The organism is Pseudomonas sp. ADAK13, from assembly GCF_012935715.1.
Lineage (GTDB): Bacteria > Pseudomonadota > Gammaproteobacteria > Pseudomonadales > Pseudomonadaceae > Aquipseudomonas.
This window is the reverse complement of the sequence record NZ_CP052860.1, coordinates 5,828,137-5,847,548: the sequence shown is the minus strand read 5'-3', so window position 1 is coordinate 5,847,548 and position 19,412 is coordinate 5,828,137. Positions and strand designations below refer to the sequence as shown.

15 protein-coding genes are annotated in these 19,412 nt (G+C 59.5%); 9 read left to right on the top strand and 6 right to left on the bottom strand.

What is annotated here, in order from left to right; translation table 11 throughout:
- Positions 1 to 421: 421 nt before the first annotated feature.
- Positions 422 to 1,288: an XRE family transcriptional regulator gene (locus HKK54_RS26860; RefSeq protein WP_169389362.1), complete on the top strand. Its 867-nt coding sequence runs from the start codon at positions 422 to 424 to the stop codon at positions 1,286 to 1,288.
- On the opposite strand, the gene HKK54_RS26855 is transcribed toward HKK54_RS26860, so the two are convergent.
- The gene (locus tag HKK54_RS26855) at positions 1,279 to 2,370 is read right to left on the bottom strand and encodes a thiamine pyrophosphate-dependent enzyme (protein WP_169388410.1); all 1,092 of its coding nucleotides are present in this window, start codon (positions 2,368 to 2,370) and stop codon (positions 1,279 to 1,281) included. The genes HKK54_RS26860 and HKK54_RS26855 overlap by 10 nt on opposite strands.
- Positions 2,371 to 2,936: 566 nt before the next feature.
- Between HKK54_RS26855 and HKK54_RS26850 the strand changes: the two genes are divergently transcribed.
- The 4 genes from HKK54_RS26850 to HKK54_RS26835 all read left to right on the top strand — a co-directional run bounded on the left by HKK54_RS26850 (position 2,937) and on the right by HKK54_RS26835 (position 7,035).
- A complete protein-coding gene (locus HKK54_RS26850) occupies positions 2,937 to 4,097 on the top strand; it encodes an ABC transporter substrate-binding protein (RefSeq protein ID WP_169388409.1) in 1,161 nt (386 codons plus the stop codon).
- A 109-nt stretch (positions 4,098 to 4,206) separates the two neighbouring features.
- Positions 4,207 to 5,142, top strand: a complete 936-nt coding sequence (locus HKK54_RS26845) for an ABC transporter permease (protein WP_169388408.1) — start codon at positions 4,207 to 4,209, stop codon at positions 5,140 to 5,142.
- A 28-nt stretch (positions 5,143 to 5,170) separates the two neighbouring features.
- Complete coding sequence (locus HKK54_RS26840; RefSeq protein ID WP_010170899.1) at positions 5,171 to 5,962, top strand: ABC transporter permease; 792 nt, start codon at positions 5,171 to 5,173, stop codon at positions 5,960 to 5,962.
- Between the two features lie 5 nt (positions 5,963 to 5,967).
- Positions 5,968 to 7,035, top strand: a complete 1,068-nt coding sequence (locus tag HKK54_RS26835; protein ID WP_169388407.1) for an ABC transporter ATP-binding protein — start codon at positions 5,968 to 5,970, stop codon at positions 7,033 to 7,035.
- A 976-nt stretch (positions 7,036 to 8,011) separates the two neighbouring features.
- Here the strand turns inward: HKK54_RS26835 and hisD are convergent.
- A complete protein-coding gene (hisD, locus tag HKK54_RS26830) occupies positions 8,012 to 9,295 on the bottom strand; it encodes a histidinol dehydrogenase (RefSeq protein WP_169389361.1) in 1,284 nt (427 codons plus the stop codon).
- Positions 9,296 to 9,582: 287 nt separating this feature from the next.
- Between hisD and HKK54_RS26825 the strand changes: the two genes are divergently transcribed.
- The 3 genes from HKK54_RS26825 to HKK54_RS26815 are packed head-to-tail and all read left to right on the top strand — an operon-like array spanning position 9,583 to position 13,720.
- Positions 9,583 to 10,308, top strand: coding sequence for a ThuA domain-containing protein (locus tag HKK54_RS26825; protein ID WP_169388406.1), 726 nt, complete (start codon positions 9,583 to 9,585; stop codon positions 10,306 to 10,308).
- Entirely contained in the window at positions 10,305 to 12,092 is a 1,788-nt protein-coding gene (locus HKK54_RS26820) for a thiamine pyrophosphate-binding protein (RefSeq protein WP_169388405.1), read from the top strand. Before HKK54_RS26825 ends, HKK54_RS26820 begins: the two co-directional genes overlap by 4 nt.
- Before the next feature lie 17 nt (positions 12,093 to 12,109).
- Complete coding sequence (locus HKK54_RS26815) at positions 12,110 to 13,720, top strand: FAD-dependent oxidoreductase (RefSeq protein ID WP_169388404.1); 1,611 nt, start codon at positions 12,110 to 12,112, stop codon at positions 13,718 to 13,720.
- A 108-nt stretch (positions 13,721 to 13,828) separates the two neighbouring features.
- On the opposite strand, the gene HKK54_RS26810 is transcribed toward HKK54_RS26815, so the two are convergent.
- Positions 13,829 to 14,926: a LacI family DNA-binding transcriptional regulator gene (locus HKK54_RS26810; RefSeq protein WP_169388403.1), complete on the bottom strand. Its 1,098-nt coding sequence runs from the start codon at positions 14,924 to 14,926 to the stop codon at positions 13,829 to 13,831.
- A 55-nt stretch (positions 14,927 to 14,981) separates the two neighbouring features.
- Entirely contained in the window at positions 14,982 to 16,109 is a 1,128-nt protein-coding gene (locus HKK54_RS26805) for an MFS transporter (protein WP_169389360.1), read from the bottom strand.
- Between the two features lie 243 nt (positions 16,110 to 16,352).
- Here HKK54_RS26805 and HKK54_RS26800 point away from each other — a divergent pair, with 243 nt between their 5' ends.
- Positions 16,353 to 17,624 (top strand): MFS transporter, encoded by a 1,272-nt coding sequence (locus HKK54_RS26800; RefSeq protein WP_169389359.1) that lies wholly within the window; start codon positions 16,353 to 16,355, stop codon positions 17,622 to 17,624.
- 148 nt (positions 17,625 to 17,772) lie between these two features.
- Here the strand turns inward: HKK54_RS26800 and HKK54_RS26795 are convergent, their stop codons facing one another.
- Together HKK54_RS26795 and HKK54_RS26790 are read right to left on the bottom strand one after the other, a co-directional pair.
- On the bottom strand, positions 17,773 to 18,693 hold the full coding sequence (locus tag HKK54_RS26795) for an aldo/keto reductase (RefSeq protein WP_202946956.1): 921 nt from the start codon (positions 18,691 to 18,693) through the stop codon (positions 17,773 to 17,775).
- Between the two features lie 245 nt (positions 18,694 to 18,938).
- Positions 18,939 to 19,388 carry an AraC family ligand binding domain-containing protein gene (locus tag HKK54_RS26790; protein ID WP_237150996.1) on the bottom strand — a complete coding sequence of 150 codons (450 nt, stop codon included), beginning with the start codon at positions 19,386 to 19,388 and terminating at the stop codon, positions 18,939 to 18,941.
- Positions 19,389 to 19,412 lie beyond the last annotated feature (24 nt).

Sequence of the window (19,412 nt, the reverse complement as noted above, 5' to 3'; positions counted from 1 at the left end):
AAAAGCATGGGCCGAGTATCAAGGGTGATGTTTGTTTCCACCATTTCGCACCCTTGGTGATACCTGACGCGGACTGAAGCACTCACAAGCAGCACGCGGTGTTACCCGCGGCATTTCAATGTGTTACTGGGCGCAGCGATTCTGCGGCTTAAACTACGATGCCGCGCTTGTCGGCGGTGCCGAGCAGCCAGCAAAAGCGCTTACAATCTGACGCATTCAGTCGTTCTAAACCTTTATGTAGAAACTTATAAAAACGGCATGAAAGATGCTTTGGTAATTACCGGAATTTTCAAACGCTTAAACGGTTATTAAAGTTATAAGCAGGGTTATTCGATAACTGCGCTATAACTTTAATAACTGGCGCCTTAACCCAGCCAAGTACATCGAGATAATAATGCCCAGTCGCCCGGACGCATCCCCCCTGTCGTTAGCCTCTGCCACTTCGCACCCCGAGCGACAGCAGGCGCGCAGTGACTTGCAGGCCAATGTGCAAAGGAACCTGAGCACCCTGGTCGAATCCTGCCGGTCGGTAGCCGATATGTGTCGCAAAGTTGATGTGAATCGCCAGCAGTTCAACAAGTACCTGGTGGGCCAGCACGTTCCGTCGCAGAAGATCCTTCAGAAGATCGGGCGTTATTTCATGATGGAAGCGGAAGACCTTTTCCGTCCGCCCGCCGAGTTCAAGAAGTTCTATGAAGGCTATGAAAACGAACTGCCGACCGGCTTGCGGGCCTCGGAGCAGTTCAATCATTTCCTGCCGCTGGCGAAACAGTCGGCTGACGTGCTTGAAGACTATCTGGGCGTGTATTACCGCTATCACAATTCGTCGATCTACAAGGGGCGCATCCTGCGTTCTGTCACCTGCCTGTACCGGGCCGATTCGATGGTGCAGTACGTCACCGTGGAGCGGTTTCCGTTGCGCGATGGCAGCGGCAAGATCGGTTATTCATTTACCTACCACGGGTTCTGTTTGCTGCTGGGCGATCGCCTGTTCATGGTGGATTTCGAAGGCAAGCAGCGTAACGAGATGACGTTTTCGATCCTGACGCCGCAACATCGTCGGCCGATCCGTTTTCTGTATGGGTTGGTGACGGGTGTGGCGTCGTCCTCGTTTCGCCAACCCTTCTCTACGCGCATGGCGCTGGGGCTGGTGGACAAGGGCAAGATCCGCAAGCAGCACTTGCGCAATGCAACGGTGCTGTTGCCCAGTGATCAGTCGATCCCGCTGGATGTACGTGAGTACATGACCGGCGAAAACGCCACCATCGTCTGGGGCGGTCAGGACTGAGGAGCTTGCAGGGGTTGGCGCGTGGTCATCATTTCAACCAGCGACGGGCCCTTGCTGTTCAGGGCTTTGACGAGGGTCGCGTTGAGTTGTGAAACGTGTTCGACGCGCCAGGCTTCCAGGCCGAAGTTGCGGGCGATACCGGCGAAATCCGGGGCGTAGGGCTTGCCATCGGGCAAGTTGAATTCACCGGCCCGGTGCTGCTCGATGGGTTGGGCTTGTGCCTCGTTCACAGCGTCGTCAGCGCTGCGGTTGAAGACCAGGAATACCACCGGAATGCTGTGCATCACGCACACGGCCATCTCTTGCATTGACTGCAGGAAGTCCCGGCTGCCGACGGCGCAGACTACTTGGCGGGCGGGCATCGCGAGCTTGGCGCCGATCGCTGCCGGGACAGCCCAGCCGAGGGTGGCGGGGTTGCCAGCGCAGAGGTGCCTGCCGGGGTAATGCACCGGGAACATTTCGCGGGCCATGGGCTGTGTGGGTCCGGCGCCCAGGACGAGGAGCGCATCGTTTTCCAGCACGGAGCGTAAGGCGCGGCCTTCGCGCAGTAAGGTGATTTTGCGCGGGGTGGGTTGGGGTTCTGCGCGCAGGGTGGCGAGTGGCAGGCTGGCGTTGGTGGAGGCGCGTTGGAGGGTGTCGTCGATGGACAGGCTGACCGGGCCGGAATGGGCGCTCAGCATGGTGTCGAAGGACTGGCGCAGGGCTTGGGGTAGCTGTTGTAGCGTCTGGACTGTCGTCTGGTCTTTCAAGACGTTGATCGATACCGTTTCGGCCTGGGCGTTGCTGATGACTATTAGTGCGGAGGCGTCCTGGTGTGCGGTGGCCAGGGCTCCCAGGGCTGAGGGGATGCCCAGCGGACCGGTCAGTACGACGGCCATGGGGCGCCCGCACGCGCGGAAGTAGCCGTCGGCGAGGTGGACGGCGCTGTGGGCCTGGATGACGTGGATGAACGGGATGTCGGTGCCTGGGGTCAGCAGTGCTTCGACCAGGGCCCGGGAGCCGTCGCCCGGGATGCCCGCTACGTAGTCGACACTGTTGGCTTTCAGTGCCTTGGCGATGATTTGGCCACCTGTGAGTTTCACTTAACACTCCAGCGAATGCGCGGCGTCTTGGCCGGGGATCAGGCTTGGAGTATTCGCCTGGTACGGGGTGGGCTCAACTTCGCACCTTGGGTAAAAGAGACGCAGATTGACGCAGGTACCTGGCGATTGGGGGGATATCCGTTATTTGGGTGATTTTTGATACTCAATCCCCGACCCATAACCCATACCCAGAGGCGTGCGCCGATTAGGTCACTTCAATGCGTCAGAGTGCGTCGCTTTTAACCCCCCTGCGAAATTGAGCCCCCCGCCTCCCGGCTCAATACTCACCCCATGAAAACAACAAGCCGAGCCTATCAAGCGCTGGGCGCACCGCTTCAGGCCTGCAACTCCATAGCCCGGAAAAAGCGTGCGTCGCCCAGCCAAGGAAGAGTCAATCGGAACAGTGGAGGCCTTACCACCCTCCCCAGCAGCATGGAATCAATGCTGGCCATAACACTGCCGATCCAACTGACTGCATACAAAAGGAAGCACCCGGCCACACCGCCGGGCCCACGCCTTGCAAGTCGCTCAACGTTCGCACCCACCACCCCAGGCAGGAACTCGAAATGAAAAAAGAAATAGAGACGGGTTATGGTTTGACCGGCATTGACTTCAATTCCCTCAGCTTGAAACGACGCTCGTTTCTGCTGGGCGCTGCCGCCTCTGCCGCAGGCTTGTACCTCGGCTCGTTCGTGCCCAGCGCATTTGCCGCCACCACCGGCCACCTGGAAATCCTCGGTTGGGAAGGTGAAACCGGCGACGCCGAACTCGCCGACTGGCGCAAGCAGCGCAACGTCACCGTGCGCTCCAGCTATGCCAGCAACCAGGACGACATCACCGCACGGTTGGCAGGCTCCGATCCGGTGCAACTCGACCTGACCATGTACGCCCTGGGCTACGAAAAGATCTATCAGGAAATGGGTCTGCTCAAGGCCATCGACACCACGAAGATCCCCAACTATTCCGCCGACAATACCCTCGCGCTGTTCTACAAGGGCAGCCGCTGGTACTGGGACGGCAAGCAATGGGGCATCCCGTTGCTGTGGGGCATGAACACCATTATCTACAACCCCAGGAACGTCAAAAAACCTACCCAATACACCGACCTGCTGGACCCCAAACTCAAGGGCAAGCTGACCTTTGTCGATGACGGCACCTCGAACTGGTCGCTGATCGCGACCATCGCCGGCTACGGCGACAAGTACCCCAACCTGACCCGCGCCGAATTCAACGATGCCTTCGAAAAACTCAAGCCGTACCGTGATCAGTGCCGGGTGTTCGCCGCCTCGTCGGGTGACGCGGTGTCGCTGCTGGTCTCGGGTGAAGTGGACGCGGTGTTCTCGGCCTCCGCCAACACCCCGAGCGAAACCATCAAGCGTGGCGTGACCACTGCCCTGTCAGTACCCACCGAAGGTGCGGCGCTTTGGTGCGATGCGTTGTTCATCCCGAAAACCGCAAAGGACATTCCCCTGGCCCTGGAATTCATCAACAAGACCCTGGAGCCCGACACCCAAGCCAAGATGGCGACCACGATGTTCTCCGGCGTGGTCAACCCAAAGGCCGTGCCGCTGCTGCCCGAAGACCTGAGAAACACCTTCGACTACGCGAACCTGGACAGCTTTTTCGAGAAATCCAAACTCTATGGTCAACCGCCCCTGAGCTCCGAAAAATATGTGACCTACGCTGAATGGATCGATCAGTGGGCGAACTTCAAGGGTTCGTTCTAGAGCGCTTGGCACGCCGGTGCAGGCAACCGTGGGGCCGGGGGTCACCAACACCCGCCCCACGGGTCAACGCGCCCTGACTATCGAATAAAAACGCAAAGGCAATCTCATCATGACCGTAGTCAACAATACCGAGTCCATGCCCCTGGACAACCGGGATTCAAGGGTCGGCAAACACATGAAGATCGACAAGAGAACCCTCAGCGGGTACTGGCTGGCGTCGCCACCGTTGCTGTTTCTGGTGGTGTTCTTTCTGATTCCGTCAGTGCTGCTGCTGGTCGCCAGTTTCTGGACCGCCAAGACCTTCAGCATGGAACCCGCCGCCACCCTGGCCAACTATGCCAAGGCCCTGAACGCCAGCGGGTTTTATGACTCGTTGTGGATCGCCCTGCAAAACGGCTTCTGGACCGCCCTGCTCTCCACCGTGATCAGTGCTCCGGTAGCCTATTACATCGTGTACCGCACACGCTCCAACGCCGTGTTGTACCTGGCGCTCGTGTCGTGGTTTTCCAGCTATCTGGTGCGGGTCTACGCATGGCGCTCAATCCTGGGTACCAACGGCGTGATCAACTCCACACTGCTGCACTTCGGCCTGATCGACCAGCCGCTGGAATGGCTGGTGTTCAGCAAATTCGCAGTGGTGCTGACCCTGGTTCACATCATGCTGCCCTTCACCCTTTTGCTGCTGGTGTCGGGCCTGCGGGATATCAAGAAGGACTACCTGGAAGCAGCCGCCGACCTCGGCGCCGGCGGCGTCACCATTCTGTGGAGGGTGATCATGCCGATGGCGCACAAGAGCATCGTCAGCTCGTTCATGTTCACCTTCGTGCTCGCCGCCAGCGACTACGTCACACCGCAACTGCTGGGTGGCCGGGATGCGATGACCACCGGGCTGGTGATCGCCAACCAGTTCCGCTCGGTGGGTAACTGGCCGCTGGGGGCGGCGATGGCCTATCTGCTGTTGATCGTGTTCATGCTGGTGTACGCGTTGCTGCTGGCGGTGTTACGCGCTGCCAACCTGGCACCCGGCAAGCGTTACCACGACTGAATACCGCCCATAAAAAAGGTAACTCGCCATGATCCGGCTATTCACTTACGTCTACATGCTGTTCCTCTACGCGCCCATCGCGATTATCGCGCTGTTCAGCTTCCACTCGTCGGCCTCGTTGTCGTTCCCGTTCGAGGGATTTTCCACGCGCTGGTATGAGGCGCTGTTCAGCAGTTCGGACTTTATGACAGCCCTGACCAACAGCGCGATCGTCGCCGCTGGCTCGGCGATTCTTACCACGCTGCTGGGCACGTTCTCGGCCCTGGCGCTGATGCGCATGAAAGGCCGGGTGAAGGCAGTGTTCGCGTTCATGAACTTCGCGCCCATCGCCTTGCCCGGTTTGTTCCTGGGGATTGCGCTGGTCATTTTCTTCTCGCTGATCGGCCTGCCCCGCTCGCTGCTGACGGTGATCATCGGCCATACGCTGTTCACCTTTCCGTTCTTTGTGGAGTCGGTGCGTTCGCGGCTGGAGTATTTCGACCTGTCGTTCGAGGAGGCCGCGCGCGACCTCGGCGCCTCGCCCCTCAAGGCGTTCTGGCTGGTGACGCTGCCCATCATCGGGCCAACCATCGCAGGCGCCGCGATCCTCGCGGTGGCGCTGTCGATGGATGAATTCCTGATCACCGTGTTCGTCACCGGCAGCGACACCACGCTGCCGCTCATGATTCTTTCGATGATGCGCCGCGCCGTCAGCCCCACCATCAATGCCGCCTCGGTATTCATGCTGGTGGTGACCATCGCCATCATCGCCATCGCCGGCCTGGTCATGACCCTGCGTCGTCGCCGCCTCGAACTTGAACGTGCTGAAACTGCAGAGTAATCACCATGACCAACAGTATTGAACTGACCGGAATTTCCAAGAGCTACGGCAACCTCACCGCCCTGGGCAAAGTCGACCTGACCGTCAAGCGCAACGAGATCCTGACACTGCTCGGCCCCAGCGGCTGCGGCAAGACCACCCTGATGCGCATCATCGCCGGCTTCGAAGAACCCACCACCGGCAAGGTGGTGATCGACGGCAAGGACTCCACCGCCCTGGCGCCTGAACACCGCCCGGTGAACATGGTGTTTCAGAAATACGCGCTGTTCCCGCATCTGGACGTGTTCGACAACGTGGCCTTCGGGTTGCGCCTGAAGAAGAAGCCCAAGGATGAGATCAAGCGTGAAGTGAACAAGGCGCTGGAACTGGTGCAACTGGAAAGCTTCAAGAGCCGCTGGATCTCCGAACTCAGCGGCGGGCAGGCGCAACGTGTGGCCCTGGCCCGCGCACTGGTGAACCGCCCGGCAGTACTGCTGCTGGATGAACCGCTGGCGGCTCTGGACCTGAAGATTCGCCACCATATGCTCAACGAGATCAAGCGCATCCACGAAGAGACATCGACCACCTTTGTGTATGTGACCCACGACCAGGACGAAGCGATGATTTTGTCGGACCGGGTGGTGCTGCTGAACAAGGGTGGCATTGAGCAGATCGGCGGGCCGCAGGAGATGTATTGGTCGCCGCGCACCTTGTTCGCCGCCAAGTTCTTCGGCGATACCAATATCGTCAACGGCACGTATGGGCTGGGTGGCGTGGTCGACTTGCCGTTCGGGCGCTATGCCCACACCGCCAAAAGCGGCGTGGGTGCGGGGCCGGTTAATGTGTCGATCCGGCCTGAAACCATCGGCCTTGAGCCGGCTCTGGGCGCCGCACTGGCCGACGGTGCGTTTGCCGGGAAGGTCAAGGACACTTCGTTTATCGGCAATCGGGTGATCTACCGCGTGGAGGTGGCCGGTGGCACGCTTGATCTCAAATGCCAGCAACTGCCGACTCCCGGCAGCCACGCACTGCCGCCGGGTACGAACGTGGCGTTGACCTGCAAACCGGAAAGCTTTGTGGTGATTCCGGTCTGAAGGGGTTGAACATGGGGCCAGGCTGAAGCAGCCGAGGTTCATTTTTACGCCGGATCATGCGCTCTTTCACGGGAGCCTGGTCTGGCGTTTTTTTTGCCCCGGGGGAAGAGAATAATGGTTGGTTACATCGAGCGGGTAGTGGGGGGCGGGGTGATGGGGTGTATATCCGTTATTTAGGTAACGGCGGCCTATGGTTTCGCTCTTACAGCGAGTCACTTTGCAAAAGCGGCAAAGTAACCAAAGCGCTCTGCCCCGCCTGTCGGCACTTCGCCTAGGCTCGGTGTTCCCTCACTCCGGCATTGCTCCGCGGGCCGCCGCGACGGGGCGTCCCTGCCCCGTCGCGGCTAAACCGGCGTCCTGCCGGTTTACCCGCTCCTCAATCCCTGCGTTCGGCCTCGGGCTTATTGGGGCAGTCAGATCAAGATCAAGATCAAAAGCAAGAGCACAGCGGCCTACAGGCCGGCTTGAGTGGTAGAAGCCAGAGCAAAAGCCAAAGCGAAAGCAGAGCTGCTTTTCTGTAGGAGCCGGCTTGCCGGCGATGCAGACACCTCGGTGCATCAGGTACACCCAGTTGATGCCATCGCTGGCAAGCCAGCTCCTACAGTGGACCGTGCCCGCTTTAGCTTTTGATTTTGCTTTTAACACTCAGGTCGGCTTTCAGGCCGCTGTGCTGTTGATCTGCTTTTGATCTTGATCTTGGGCGCCCGGTTAAACCACGCTGGCCGAACGCATACTTTGGAGCGTGGGTAAACCGGCAGGACGCCGGGTTAGCCGTCCTGGGCCAAGGATGGCCCATGACGGCGGCCCACGCTCCAAAGCCGGAGTGCGGGCACTCCGAGCCTAAGCGAGGAGCCGAGTGGTGGGGCAAGAGCGCTTTGCTTACTTTTGACTGGGCCGGCATTCCGGCTGTTCAAAAGTGAGCCGCTGTAAGAGCGGAACCAATCTCAGCCGTCACCCAAATAACGGATATGTACCCTCAACCGTGCTTCTTGTAACGACGAATCCGAATATCCGCCTGCTCCTTGTGCCCCGCAAACCCTTCCATCCCGCAAAGCCGCGAGCAGTATTCCCCTACCAGCACCGACGCTTCATCCGTCAGCACGCGCTGATACGTGCAGGTCTTGATGAACTTGCCGACCCACAGCCCGCCGGTGTACCGCGCGGTCCCGGTAGTAGGCAATGTATGGTTGGTGCCGATCACCTTGTCGCCATAGGAAACGTTGGTGCGCTCACCGAGGAACAACGCGCCGTAGTTGGTCATGTGCTCCAGGAAATACAACGGATCGCGGGTCATCACCTGCACGTGCTCGGAGGCGATGCGGTCGGCTTCCTGCACAAGTTCGTCGACGGTGTCGCACAGAATAATCTCGCCATAATCCCGCCAGGCGATGGAAGCCACCGGCGCAGTGGACAAGATTGCCAACTGACGCTCAATCTCCGCCGGCAGCGTTTCCGCCAACTCAGCACTGTTGGTCAAAAACACCGCAGGCGAATTAACCCCATGCTCCGCCTGCCCCAGCAAATCGGCAGCAATAATTTCCACATCGCTACTGTCATCAGCAATCACCAACGTCTCAGTGGGCCCGGCAATCAAGTCGATACCAATCTTGCCGAACAACTGACGCTTGGCCTCAGCCACATACGCATTACCCGGCCCAACGATCATATCCACCGGCTTGAACGTATCGGTCCCCAACGCAAACGCGGCGATAGCCTGCACCCCGCCCACGCAATAGATCTCATCGGCGCCGGCCAAATACATCGCCGTCACGATGGCCGGATGCGGCTTGCCATCAAACGGCGGCGCGGCGGCAACAACGCGCTTCACACCGGCCACCTTGGCCGTCAGTACGCTCATATGCGCCGACGCCAGCAACGGATACTTCCCGCCCGGTATGTAGCAGGCCACCGAGTTCACCGGAATATTGCGGTGCCCCAGGATCACGCCCGGCAAAGTCTCGACTTCCACGTCGTGCATCGAGGCCTTTTGTACCTCGGCAAACCGCCGGACCTGCGCCTGGGCAAAGGTGATATCACCCATTTCCTGCTCGGAAAGGCTCGCCACGCACGCGGCAATTTCTTCGTCGGTCAGCCGGAAAGACACGGGCGACCACTGATCAAACTGCTTCGAATATTCACGCACGGCCGCATCACCATTGCGGGCGACGTTGGCGATGATTTGCTCAACGGTATCGCGGACTTGGGCAGCAATCTCGGCTTGGGCTTCGACCGGTTTAGGTGTTTTCAGGTAACGAATCATCAGTGGCTCCAGGTGGTTCTTGAGGGCACGCGACATGCCCCCGGCATTGGCAACCATCTTTTCCTACCCCCCTGCCCCCGGCAATTTCGCAGCCACCCTATTGATGACGCAACCTGACGCAACACAGACGCAGTGCTGAAGCACTACGGCGGTCGCTGACGTTATTCGTATAACCGTTCACGAAAAATAGGCGAGCCCCATTGACTTAGTGGTTCGGAGTGATAGGTTAAATAAGCGGTTATACGTATAACCTAATAATCACACCCAACGTAAAGAGGTGATCAACCGTGAGTCGAGTCTTGTATCTATTCGGTGGCTGGCCCGGCCATTTCCCCTACGAAATCGCGGCATGGGCGCGCACCGTTTTCCAGGAGCTGGATTTCGAGGTCGAAGAGTCCACCGACATCTTCACACTGGACAGGGACTTGACCGGTTATGACCTGATCGTGATCGGCTGGAACAACGCGGTCACCACCGAGACGCTCACCGCCTCCCAGGAAAACCGCCTGCTGCAAGCGGTAGAAAGCGGCACCGGCCTGGTGGGTTGGCACGGTGCAGGCGCAGCGTTTCGCGCCAGCCTCAAATATCACTGGGTGCTCGGCGGCTCATTCCTCGAACACCCGATGGGCGAAGGCTTTCCCCACCCGTACGAGGTCAACGTCATCGACCACAGCCACGAGGTGACACAAGGCGTCGAGGATTTCGAGGTACGGTCCGAGCAGTACTACATGCAGGTCGACCCGAACATTCACGTGCTGGCCGAAACCACCTTCGACGGCAACCCCTTCCCCTGGCTCAAGGGCCATCGCAGCCCGGTGGCCTGGGTGCGCCAGTGGGGCCAGGGTCGGGTGTTCTATCACTCCATCGGGCACGACACCAGCAACCTCGCCGACCCGAATATCCGCCGCCTGACCAAGCAAGGCCTGAACTGGGCGACACGCGGACGTGCAAGCAGTACCGGACCCACCGACGCAAACACCCCCGTTTCATCAACCCAAGGAGTCCTGTCATGACTAAATTGACCGGCAGCCAGATCGTGGCTCAAACCCTGAAAAATTATGGCGTCGAATACGTCGCCGGTATCCCTGGCCACGGTATCTGGACCCTGACCGACGCCTTCCTCGAGGAAGACTCCAAGCTCAAGTTCATCCAGGTATTCCATGAGCAGAGCGCGGTTCACCTCGCCGACGGTTACTACCGGGTGAGCGGCAAGCCGATGGCGGCGGTGACTTCCATCGGTGCCGGCGCCGCCAACACCGTGATCGGCATGGCCACCGCGTTTACCGACTCCACCAGCCTGATGCTGATCACCGGCGGGCCACCCACTCACATGCGTGGCCACGGTTTGTTACAGGAGCTGGAACGCTACACCGACAACGACTTCCCGAAAATTGCCGAAGCCGTGACCAAGCGTCATTGGGTGGCGACCCGCGTTGAAGAGCTGCCATTCATGATGCACCGCGCCTGGAGCGCGATGGTCACTGGGCGCCCAGGCCCTGTGCACCTGGAAATCCCGATGGACGTGCAGGCCGAGGCGGCTGAAGTGACCCTTCATGCCCTCGAAGAACGTACTCCGATCGGTAAATGCTTCCCGGATCCGGCAGCCACGGCCCGCGCGGTGGAAGAGCTGAAACTGAGCAAGCGCCCGGTGCTGGTGATCGGCGGCGGCGTGATTACCGGCGAAGCCAGTGCGGAACTGTTCGCCCTCGCCGAAGCGTGGAAAATCCCGGTGGTGACCACCTGGAACGGCAAAAGCGGCTTCCCGGAAGACCACCCGTTGTTCGCCGGCAGCGTCGGCCAGACCGGCACCCTGTGCGGCAATAAAGTCGCGTCCACCGCCGATGTGATCATCGCCGTGGGCTGCCGTTTCACCGACTGGTCGTCGTCCAGCTATGCCAAGGGCGTGACCTTTGCAATCCCGCCGTCGAAGCTGATCCACATCGACATCGACCCGCACGAGATCGGCAAGAACTACCCGGTGACCGTGGGGATTTGTGCCGACGCCAAATACGCCCTCGCCGCCATCGTCGAAAGCCTGAACGGCGAGACGGTTGAGCGCGAAGAGTACCTGAGCGACCTGCGCGGTTATCAGGAAGAATGGGAAACCAAACTGGCGGGCCGTCGTGACTCCGATCGCTTCCCGTTCACCTCACAACGCCCCCTCGGCGCGCTGCGCAAAGTGTTCCCGCGCGACACAATCGTGGTGGTTGGCTCGGGCAACACCCAGGGTGCGGTCAAGCAGACCTTCCCGGTCTACACTCCACGTACACACCTGACCTCCGGCGGCTTCTCGTCCATGGGCTGGGCCGTGCCTGCCGCTATCGGCGCCAAGCTGGCTGCGCCTAACCAGCCGGTGGTGTGCATTCTCGGGGATGGCGATTTCCTGATGACCTCCCAGGAAATTGCGATCTGCGTGACCAACAATATCCCTGTTGTGTTCCTGATCCAGAACAACGCCGGCTACATGTCGATTCGCGGTGGCCAGCGAAAGCAGACCAGCCGCCATATCGGCACCGAGTTCAACCACCCGGACGGCACGCCCTACAGCCCGGACTTCAAGGCGGTGGGCGAAGCCTTCGGCCTCAAATCCTACCGTGTGGAACGCCCGGAAGACCTCGAGCCGATCCTGCAGGAAGCTCTGGATTTGAACGTGCCGGTGCTGATCGAAGTACCGACCGACCGCGACGCAGCCGGCCCTTGGGTACCGGGCTGGTGGGACTTCCCGATTCCGGAATACATCACCGACGAACGCCAGGATGAGTACTGGCAGATCCGTAATTCCGAACAACACCTGTAAACGCTGGAGCGGCTCAAATGAGTGATGCATTGATTTCGCATCATGCAGAGCTGAATCCACAACCGGGGGCGTCGCGCGAACCGCGCGCCCTCGGCGTGGTGACGCCTGATGCAGATGGCACGATCAACTGTGATGTGGTGATTATCGGCTCGGGCATGGGCGGTTCGACCTTCGCTCATGCCTTACGTGACAGCGGGCTGGATATCGTGATCGTCGAACGGGGTGATTTCCTGCCGCGTGAGATCCAGAACTGGAGCGCTGAAGCGGTGTTCGGCCAAGGGCGCTATCGTAATGCCGAACCGTGGCTGGACCAGGCCAACCAAGCATTTTCGCCGGGGGTGTTTTATTACGTCGGCGGCAACACCAAATTCTACGGCGCCATGCTGCCACGGTTTCGCGAGGCGGACTTTGGCGAGATCCAGCATGCCGAGGGCGTGTCCCCTGCGTGGCCCGTCAGCTATGCCGAATTTGAGCCGTGGTACGCCGAGGCGGAAAAACTCTACCGCGTGCATGGCCAGGCCGGCATCGACCCCAGCGAACCCTGGCGTTCGGGGCCCTTCCCGCAACCGGCACTGAAGCATGACCCGGCCCTGGTTGCGCTGGAGCAAAGCATGCAACGCGCCGGGCTCAAGCCGTTCGTGATGCCGGCGGCGGTGGACTATGGCGATGGTGGCAATTGCGTGTTGTGTTCAACCTGCGATGGCTATCCGTGCCTGGTGGACGCCAAGGCCGACGCCGAAGTTTCAGCCCTGAGGCCCGCCCTGCGCAGTGGCAGCATTCGGCTGATGACCCGCACCACGATCAAGCAGCTGGACACCGGTAACGATGGCAAAACCGTGACCGAAGCCCGAGGCCTGTTCGATGGACGCGAGGTGACACTGCGTGCCACCCGCTTCGTGCTGGCGTGCGGCGCAGTCAACAGCGCAGCGTTGCTGTTCAAGTCTGCGAACGCTCAACATCCTCACGGCCTGGGCAACAGCTCCGGGCAATTGGGGCGTAACTACATGGTGCATAACAGCACCTTCATGCTGGTAGTAGACCCGCGACGCAAGAACAACGTGACCTTCCAGAAAACCCTGGCTATTAACGACTGGTACAGTGCCAGTGCACACAACGCGTTTCCCTTGGGCAATGTGCAGATGCTGGGGAAAATCCGCGAGCCGATGATCAGTGCCATGCGGCCCTGGTTGCCGAAATTTGCTTCACGTTATATCACTGACCACAGCGTCGACCTGTACCTGACCTCGGAAGATCTGCCCACCCAGGACAACCGCGTCACCTACGACGTGCAGCGCGGTGCGATCAAGGTTCACTGGACGCCGAACAACCTCAAGGCCCATGAAGGGCTGGTGAGCAAGGCCACCAAAACCATGCGTGATGCAGGGTATCCGCTGATCCTCAAGGCGCGCATGGGTATCGCGACGAACTCCCATCAGTGCGGCACTGCCGTGATGGGCAAGGATCCGGCCACCAGCGTGCTGGACCTGAACTGCAAGTTGCATGACCTGGAGAATGTATGGGTGGTGGACAGCTCGTTCTTCCCGTCGTCGGCGGCGGTTAATCCGGCGCTCACTATCGCGGCGAATGCCCTCAGAGTAGCGGCACACTTCAATGGACCGCAGGGGTAAAGGTGGGCGCTGGCTTGCCTGCGATGCAGTCGACTCGGTCTGTCAGTGGTATTGAGTCGCTGCCATCGCAGGCAAACCAGCGCCTACAGTGTTCCCCTACCAACAGGATCAGGCGTCTGCCGGCTGGATACTGCGAGTGGAGGTACGCACCACCAGCTTGGTGGCGAATATTTTCTGCGCAGGCACAAGCGGTGCATCAGCCGGGGCATTCAATTGCTCGGTGAGCATGCGTGCGGCGTACACGCCCTTCTCCACCATGGGTTGGGCAATGGTGGTCAAACCGAGCTGCACCGCCTCGGGAATATCGTCGAAACCAATCACCGAAAGCGTCTCCGGGACTTGGCGACTGAGGGCGTGGGCGGTTTTCATGCAGGCAATCGCCATCACATCCGAGCACGCCACCACTGCCGTGACGTCGTTGGAGGTCAGCAACGTGAACGCTGCGGCCTGGCCGGACGTGGAATCCAGTCCACCGGCCTCGATCACGCTCAGGTCTTCAAACGCCAGGCCCGCGTCGGTGGCCGCCTCCACGTAACCGGTGAGGCGTTCGCGAACAATCCGTTCACTGGCGCTTTTGAAGCGTTGCAGGTCAATCGGGCCGCGGTAACCATCCGGGTTGAGGCGGTCAATGATGACGCCGATCTTGCGGTGGCCCAGGTCCAGCAGATGCTGCATTTGCGTGCGAGCCGCACCGCGATCGTCAATGCCGACAAAAAACGAATTCTCTACGAGCGGCGAGTCGATCACCACGAACGGAATACTGTGCTTCACCACGGCCAGCACCGCCGGGTGATCATCGGGCAGGGTCGAGATAATCAGGCCATCCACCAGCCCGCGCAAGGCCAGACTGCTGTGGCTCGCTGCCTGGCCGCGACCCACCAGGCGATTATTGTTGAGCGGAAACAGTGTCAGTGCGACATTTTCCAGTTCGCCCACTTCGCTGATGCCGCGCAGCATGGCGATGGTGCACGGGTCGGCAAAGGCCAGGGACAACTTGTCCATCATCATCAACCCGATGGCGCCGATCTTGCCCGAGCGCAGGCTGCGGCCCAGCACATTGGGGCCCGGGTAGCCCAATGACGCGGCCACCTCGAGGATATGCTCGCGCTGGGCCGGGGACAGTTTGGAAGGTCGGTTGTAGGCGTAAGACACCGCAGGCTGGGACACCCCTGCTGCCAGTGCTACGTCTTTCATTGAAACGGCCATCGCTTGCTTCCCAATCCTTTTGAAACCTCATGCGAGGTCATGAAAAAACAGACGCTCAGTGTACCCGTTGAGGGGAAACCTTCGGAACCAGTCGTGTGGCACTGAACATGATTGCGACCATCAGCGAGGCAACCGCCAGCAGCGCCCAGGATAGATTCGTCGCGTGGGCGAACAAGCCGATCACCGCCGGGCCCATCAGGATACCCAGATAACCGAGGCTGGTGGCCGCGGCAATCGCCAACTCCCCTGGCATGGTCTTTTGTGCACCCGCCAGGGACAGGTAGACCGGCGCGATGTTGGCCAAACCGATACCAATGACGGCAAAGCCCACCAGGTTCACCAGCCAGTTCGTCGCGAGCACCACCGTGAGGAACCCAAGGATCACAATAAAACCGCCGCCCACCAGCACCGTGCGGGCACCGAGTTTGAGCAGAATCCGGTCGCCACTCAAGCGCCCCAACGCCATCATCACGGCGAAGCAGGCGTAACCCAGGCCTGCAATGGAAGGTTCTACATCACGCACCTGGGTCAGGAACACCGCGCTCCAGTCGAGAATCGCACCTTCGGCCAGGAACGCGAACAGGCACAGCACGCCCAGCACCAGGACTTTACGCGTGGGCCGCACAAAGATCGGGCTGCCCTCTTCGCCGCTGCGCCCGAGCATCTGGCGCCCGTAACTCAGGACAAACGCAGCCAATGCCGCCATCACCGCGCTGCTGGCCAGCAACGGCGTGGCGCCTAGCCAGAGCAGCGCGGTGATTCCCGCCGCACTGACGATCGTGCCCAGGCTGAAAAGGCCATGAAAGCCCGACATCAGCGACCGGCCTGTCGCGCGCTCAACCATCACGCCTTGCACGTTCATCGTCACATCGACCGCGCCGCACCCGGCACCGAACACGGTCAGGGCAAACATCAAGCCTATGAATGAATGGGTGGTCGCCAGCAGAGGCAGCGTCAGGAATACCAGGGCGATGCCGATGTGCATGGTAAAGCGGCAGCCTTTACGGGCGTTCAGGATGCCCGCCAGCGGCATCATCACCAGTGAGCCCAGGCCCAGGCACAGCAACAGGATGCCCAATGCGCCGTCGTCCACCCCAGCCCGACTGCGCGCATAGGGAACCAGCGGCGCCCAGGCGCCCATGCACAGGCCGGACAGCAGAAACGTCAAGCGGTAGGCCGACATGTGCGGCGTGGAGCACGGCAATAACAACTCTTGAGACGACACGGAAACCCTAATACCTGGACAGTTAGAGTTATACGTATAACTTAAAACTCAAGCGCCAGCCACTGCCTTGTTACTGTTACATATTCTGGATTGATAAAGCATTGACAGCCCATAGGGTGCAGGTTTTACTTCCGCAAGGTTATTCGTATAACTCAAAATTGCATAACCACCCCACAAAAACAAAAGGGACCATGCAGCGTGATAAGCACTTTCCAGAAAACCCCGATCCCCCCGCGTATTCGCAAGGCGCGTATCGCCACCTTTCTCGGCTTCATGATGATTGGCGCCATGATGTACATCTGGTCCACCGGCGTGAGCGTATTCAGGACCCAGCTTGGCTTGACGGGAGAGCTCGGGGATTCGAGTTTCGGCCTGATTGCCCTCGGGGTCGGTGTCGGCTCCGCAACCGGTGCGCTGCTGGTGGGGCGGCTGCTGGACACCTTCGGCGCCAAGCCGGTCATTACCGTTGGCGCCCTCGCCTATCCCCTTTCGATTATCCCGCTGGGCTTCGTCAACGGTTTCTGGTTTGCGCTATGTTTCGGCTCTGCGCTGGGGCTGTTGCGCGGTGCCCTGGATACCGCCTTGAATGCCCACGGCGTGCAGGTTGAACGGTTTTATCGACGCTCAATCATGTCCGGCTTCCATGCCTTCTATTCCCTGGGCGGCTTCCTGCTGGGCATGGCATGCAGTTGGCTGACCCGGTTCTACACCGACAGCGTGCTGGTGCCCTACACCGTACTGGGCCTGGCGATGTTCATTCTTGGCTGCGTGTTCAGCCGATGGTTGCTGGGCAAGCATGATGTGCCTGACGCCCGGCTTGACGACTGGCAAGCCGGCACTCAGTCCCGGGACGAAACCGGCAAGGGCCCTTCGGCCAAGACGCTGCTGGTGATGATCGCTCTCGGCACCTTGCTGCTGGGCAGCATGATGGGCGAAAACGCAATTGCCGACTGGGGCCAGGAATACATTCGCCGGGAGTTCGAGACCACCACCTCGACCGCAGGCATGGCGGTCTCACTGTTCGTTGGTGCGTCATTCGTGGGGCGCCTTTTTGGCGACCGCCTGGCCGCTGCGCTCGGTAATGCGCAGGTGGTGTTTGGATGCGGCACGCTGTGCGTACTCGGAATGGTCGTCACAATTTTGGGCAGCACGGCCGTCACCGGCATTATCGGTTTCGCGATGTTTGGCCTCGGCCTTTCGTGCATCGCACCGTTGATGATCTCCGCCGCCGGGCGCCGAGATCCGGCACATGCCGGGCGCAACATCGGGATCGTCAACTGCATCGGCTTTTCCGGAATGCTGGCGGGCCCTGCTGTGATCACGGTGATCGTGAGCAACTTCGGCCTGGGCAAGTTGATGTTTTTCCCACTGGTGATGCTCGCTTTAATGGCAATGCTCGGGCCACTGCTGATACGTGCGCCGAGACAAAGCGTTACCTGTGGAAATCCACAAATCGACGCATCACCTAGCTGAGAGGGGCAATGAGCAGCCTCAATTCGCGAGTAATATGATGCCCCCTGAGCAGCATTCCGAACGGTGCAAGGTTGCACCTGCAATTCCCGATTGCTACCGACGGGAGACACCTTCATCTACATCAAAGGCTCTCGACCTTCACCACTCATTACGGTACTTCGGTCCCCTGTGCCGCGAGCAAAAGTTCGAACCAGTGATCTTTCGTAATGGCCAGCTGGCAAGCACGTACTGATTCACGTAAAACATCGAGACGTCTCGATCCTACAATGGGCAACGGTTGGCATGGCAACGCAAGCAACCACGCCATAAGAACCGTTGTTGCAGACTCTCCTAATTGCTCTCCTATGCGTGTCAGGCTTTCCCTGATTCGCTTGGCCACAGGGCCTGAATCGGTAAAAAGACTCCCGCCGGCGAGTGGCGACCACAGTATTGGAGCGCACTTCAACTGTTGAGCTTGGTCAAACGTCCCATCGTAGACAGGGGCCAGGTGCAGCAATGAGCATTCGACCTGATTCGTGACCAATGTCATACCATTGGCGGCCAACCGGTCCTGGAGCAGACTAAACTGGGCCGGTGAGAAATTCGACACGCCGAAATGGCGAACTTTTCCCTCCTGGCGTAACACCATGAATGCGCGTGCAACTTCATCTGCATCCATCAACGGATCAGGACGATGTATTAATAGTAAGTCAAGGTACTCGGTGCGCAGGGCTCGTAGTGAGCTTTCGGCTGACGCGACAATGTGACTGAAGCTCGTGTCGTAACTCTTGAGTCGATGCTCTGGTCGCCGAGAAGAGATCAGCTTGATTCCACACTTGCTGACAAGTTGCATGTGTTTGCGCAAGTGCGGTGCTGCAGCGAGCGCTTCACCAAACAATTCTTCGGACTGATAGCCACCGTAAATGTCCGCGTGATCGAAGCTCGTCACACCCAGTTCGAGTGCTGCCTCAATAAGTTCCTGGCGTTCGCGGACCGATAGAGACCACTCGTTCAAGCGCCACATGCCATACACGATTCGAGAAAACTCCGGTCCTTGAGACGTGAGCGATATTCGTGGTGAGACATCCATTAACATTCCCCTCTATGCGGTAAATAGCGCCTATTAAGCAGGCAGGCTGATTGAATAAGTTCAGCTTTTCACTGAGTCCAGCGTTGATCCGAAGATTATTTCATTGTGGAAAGCCCGCACGTGGCGTGGGGATGTTCTCGTAAACAAGCGATTGGCTCACCGCTATCCCCTGATCAAGAATTCTCTAGGCGACTCGCCCATTATCCGTCGGAACAAGCTGCGCGACAATTCAAGCTCGCTGAGGATCAACCCCCCCCAATGTGCGCATTGCGAACGTTCTGAGGATATTCGACCGGCTGGTCTGCCAAGGCCAGAATCAGCTCACGCAACATCACTGAGACTTCAAGCACCTTGCACTCGGCGCCGAATGCCTGTGATGCCTCTGGATCGATATAAACCGAACGGAGCTTGACCGGACTGAGCATCAGTTGGTCATGCACAACGCCCGCAGGGATCCACAGTGCTCTTTTCGGCGGTAGGAACCACAGTCCATTTTGCGCGGCAACACGCATGACGCCACTGGACGCATAGAGCACCTGCCCGTGCTTGTGCGTGTGAGGCTCATTGTATTCGCCGGTGTGTTGATTTCGAACCAGGACCGTCATTTGCCGGGGAACATCACGGTAGTCCAGGTAATCTTCGCTGCGTTCAGGACTCGCCTCACAAACAGCGACTGTACGAATTTCTCGCGTCACACCACCCTCCTCCATGGCTCACTT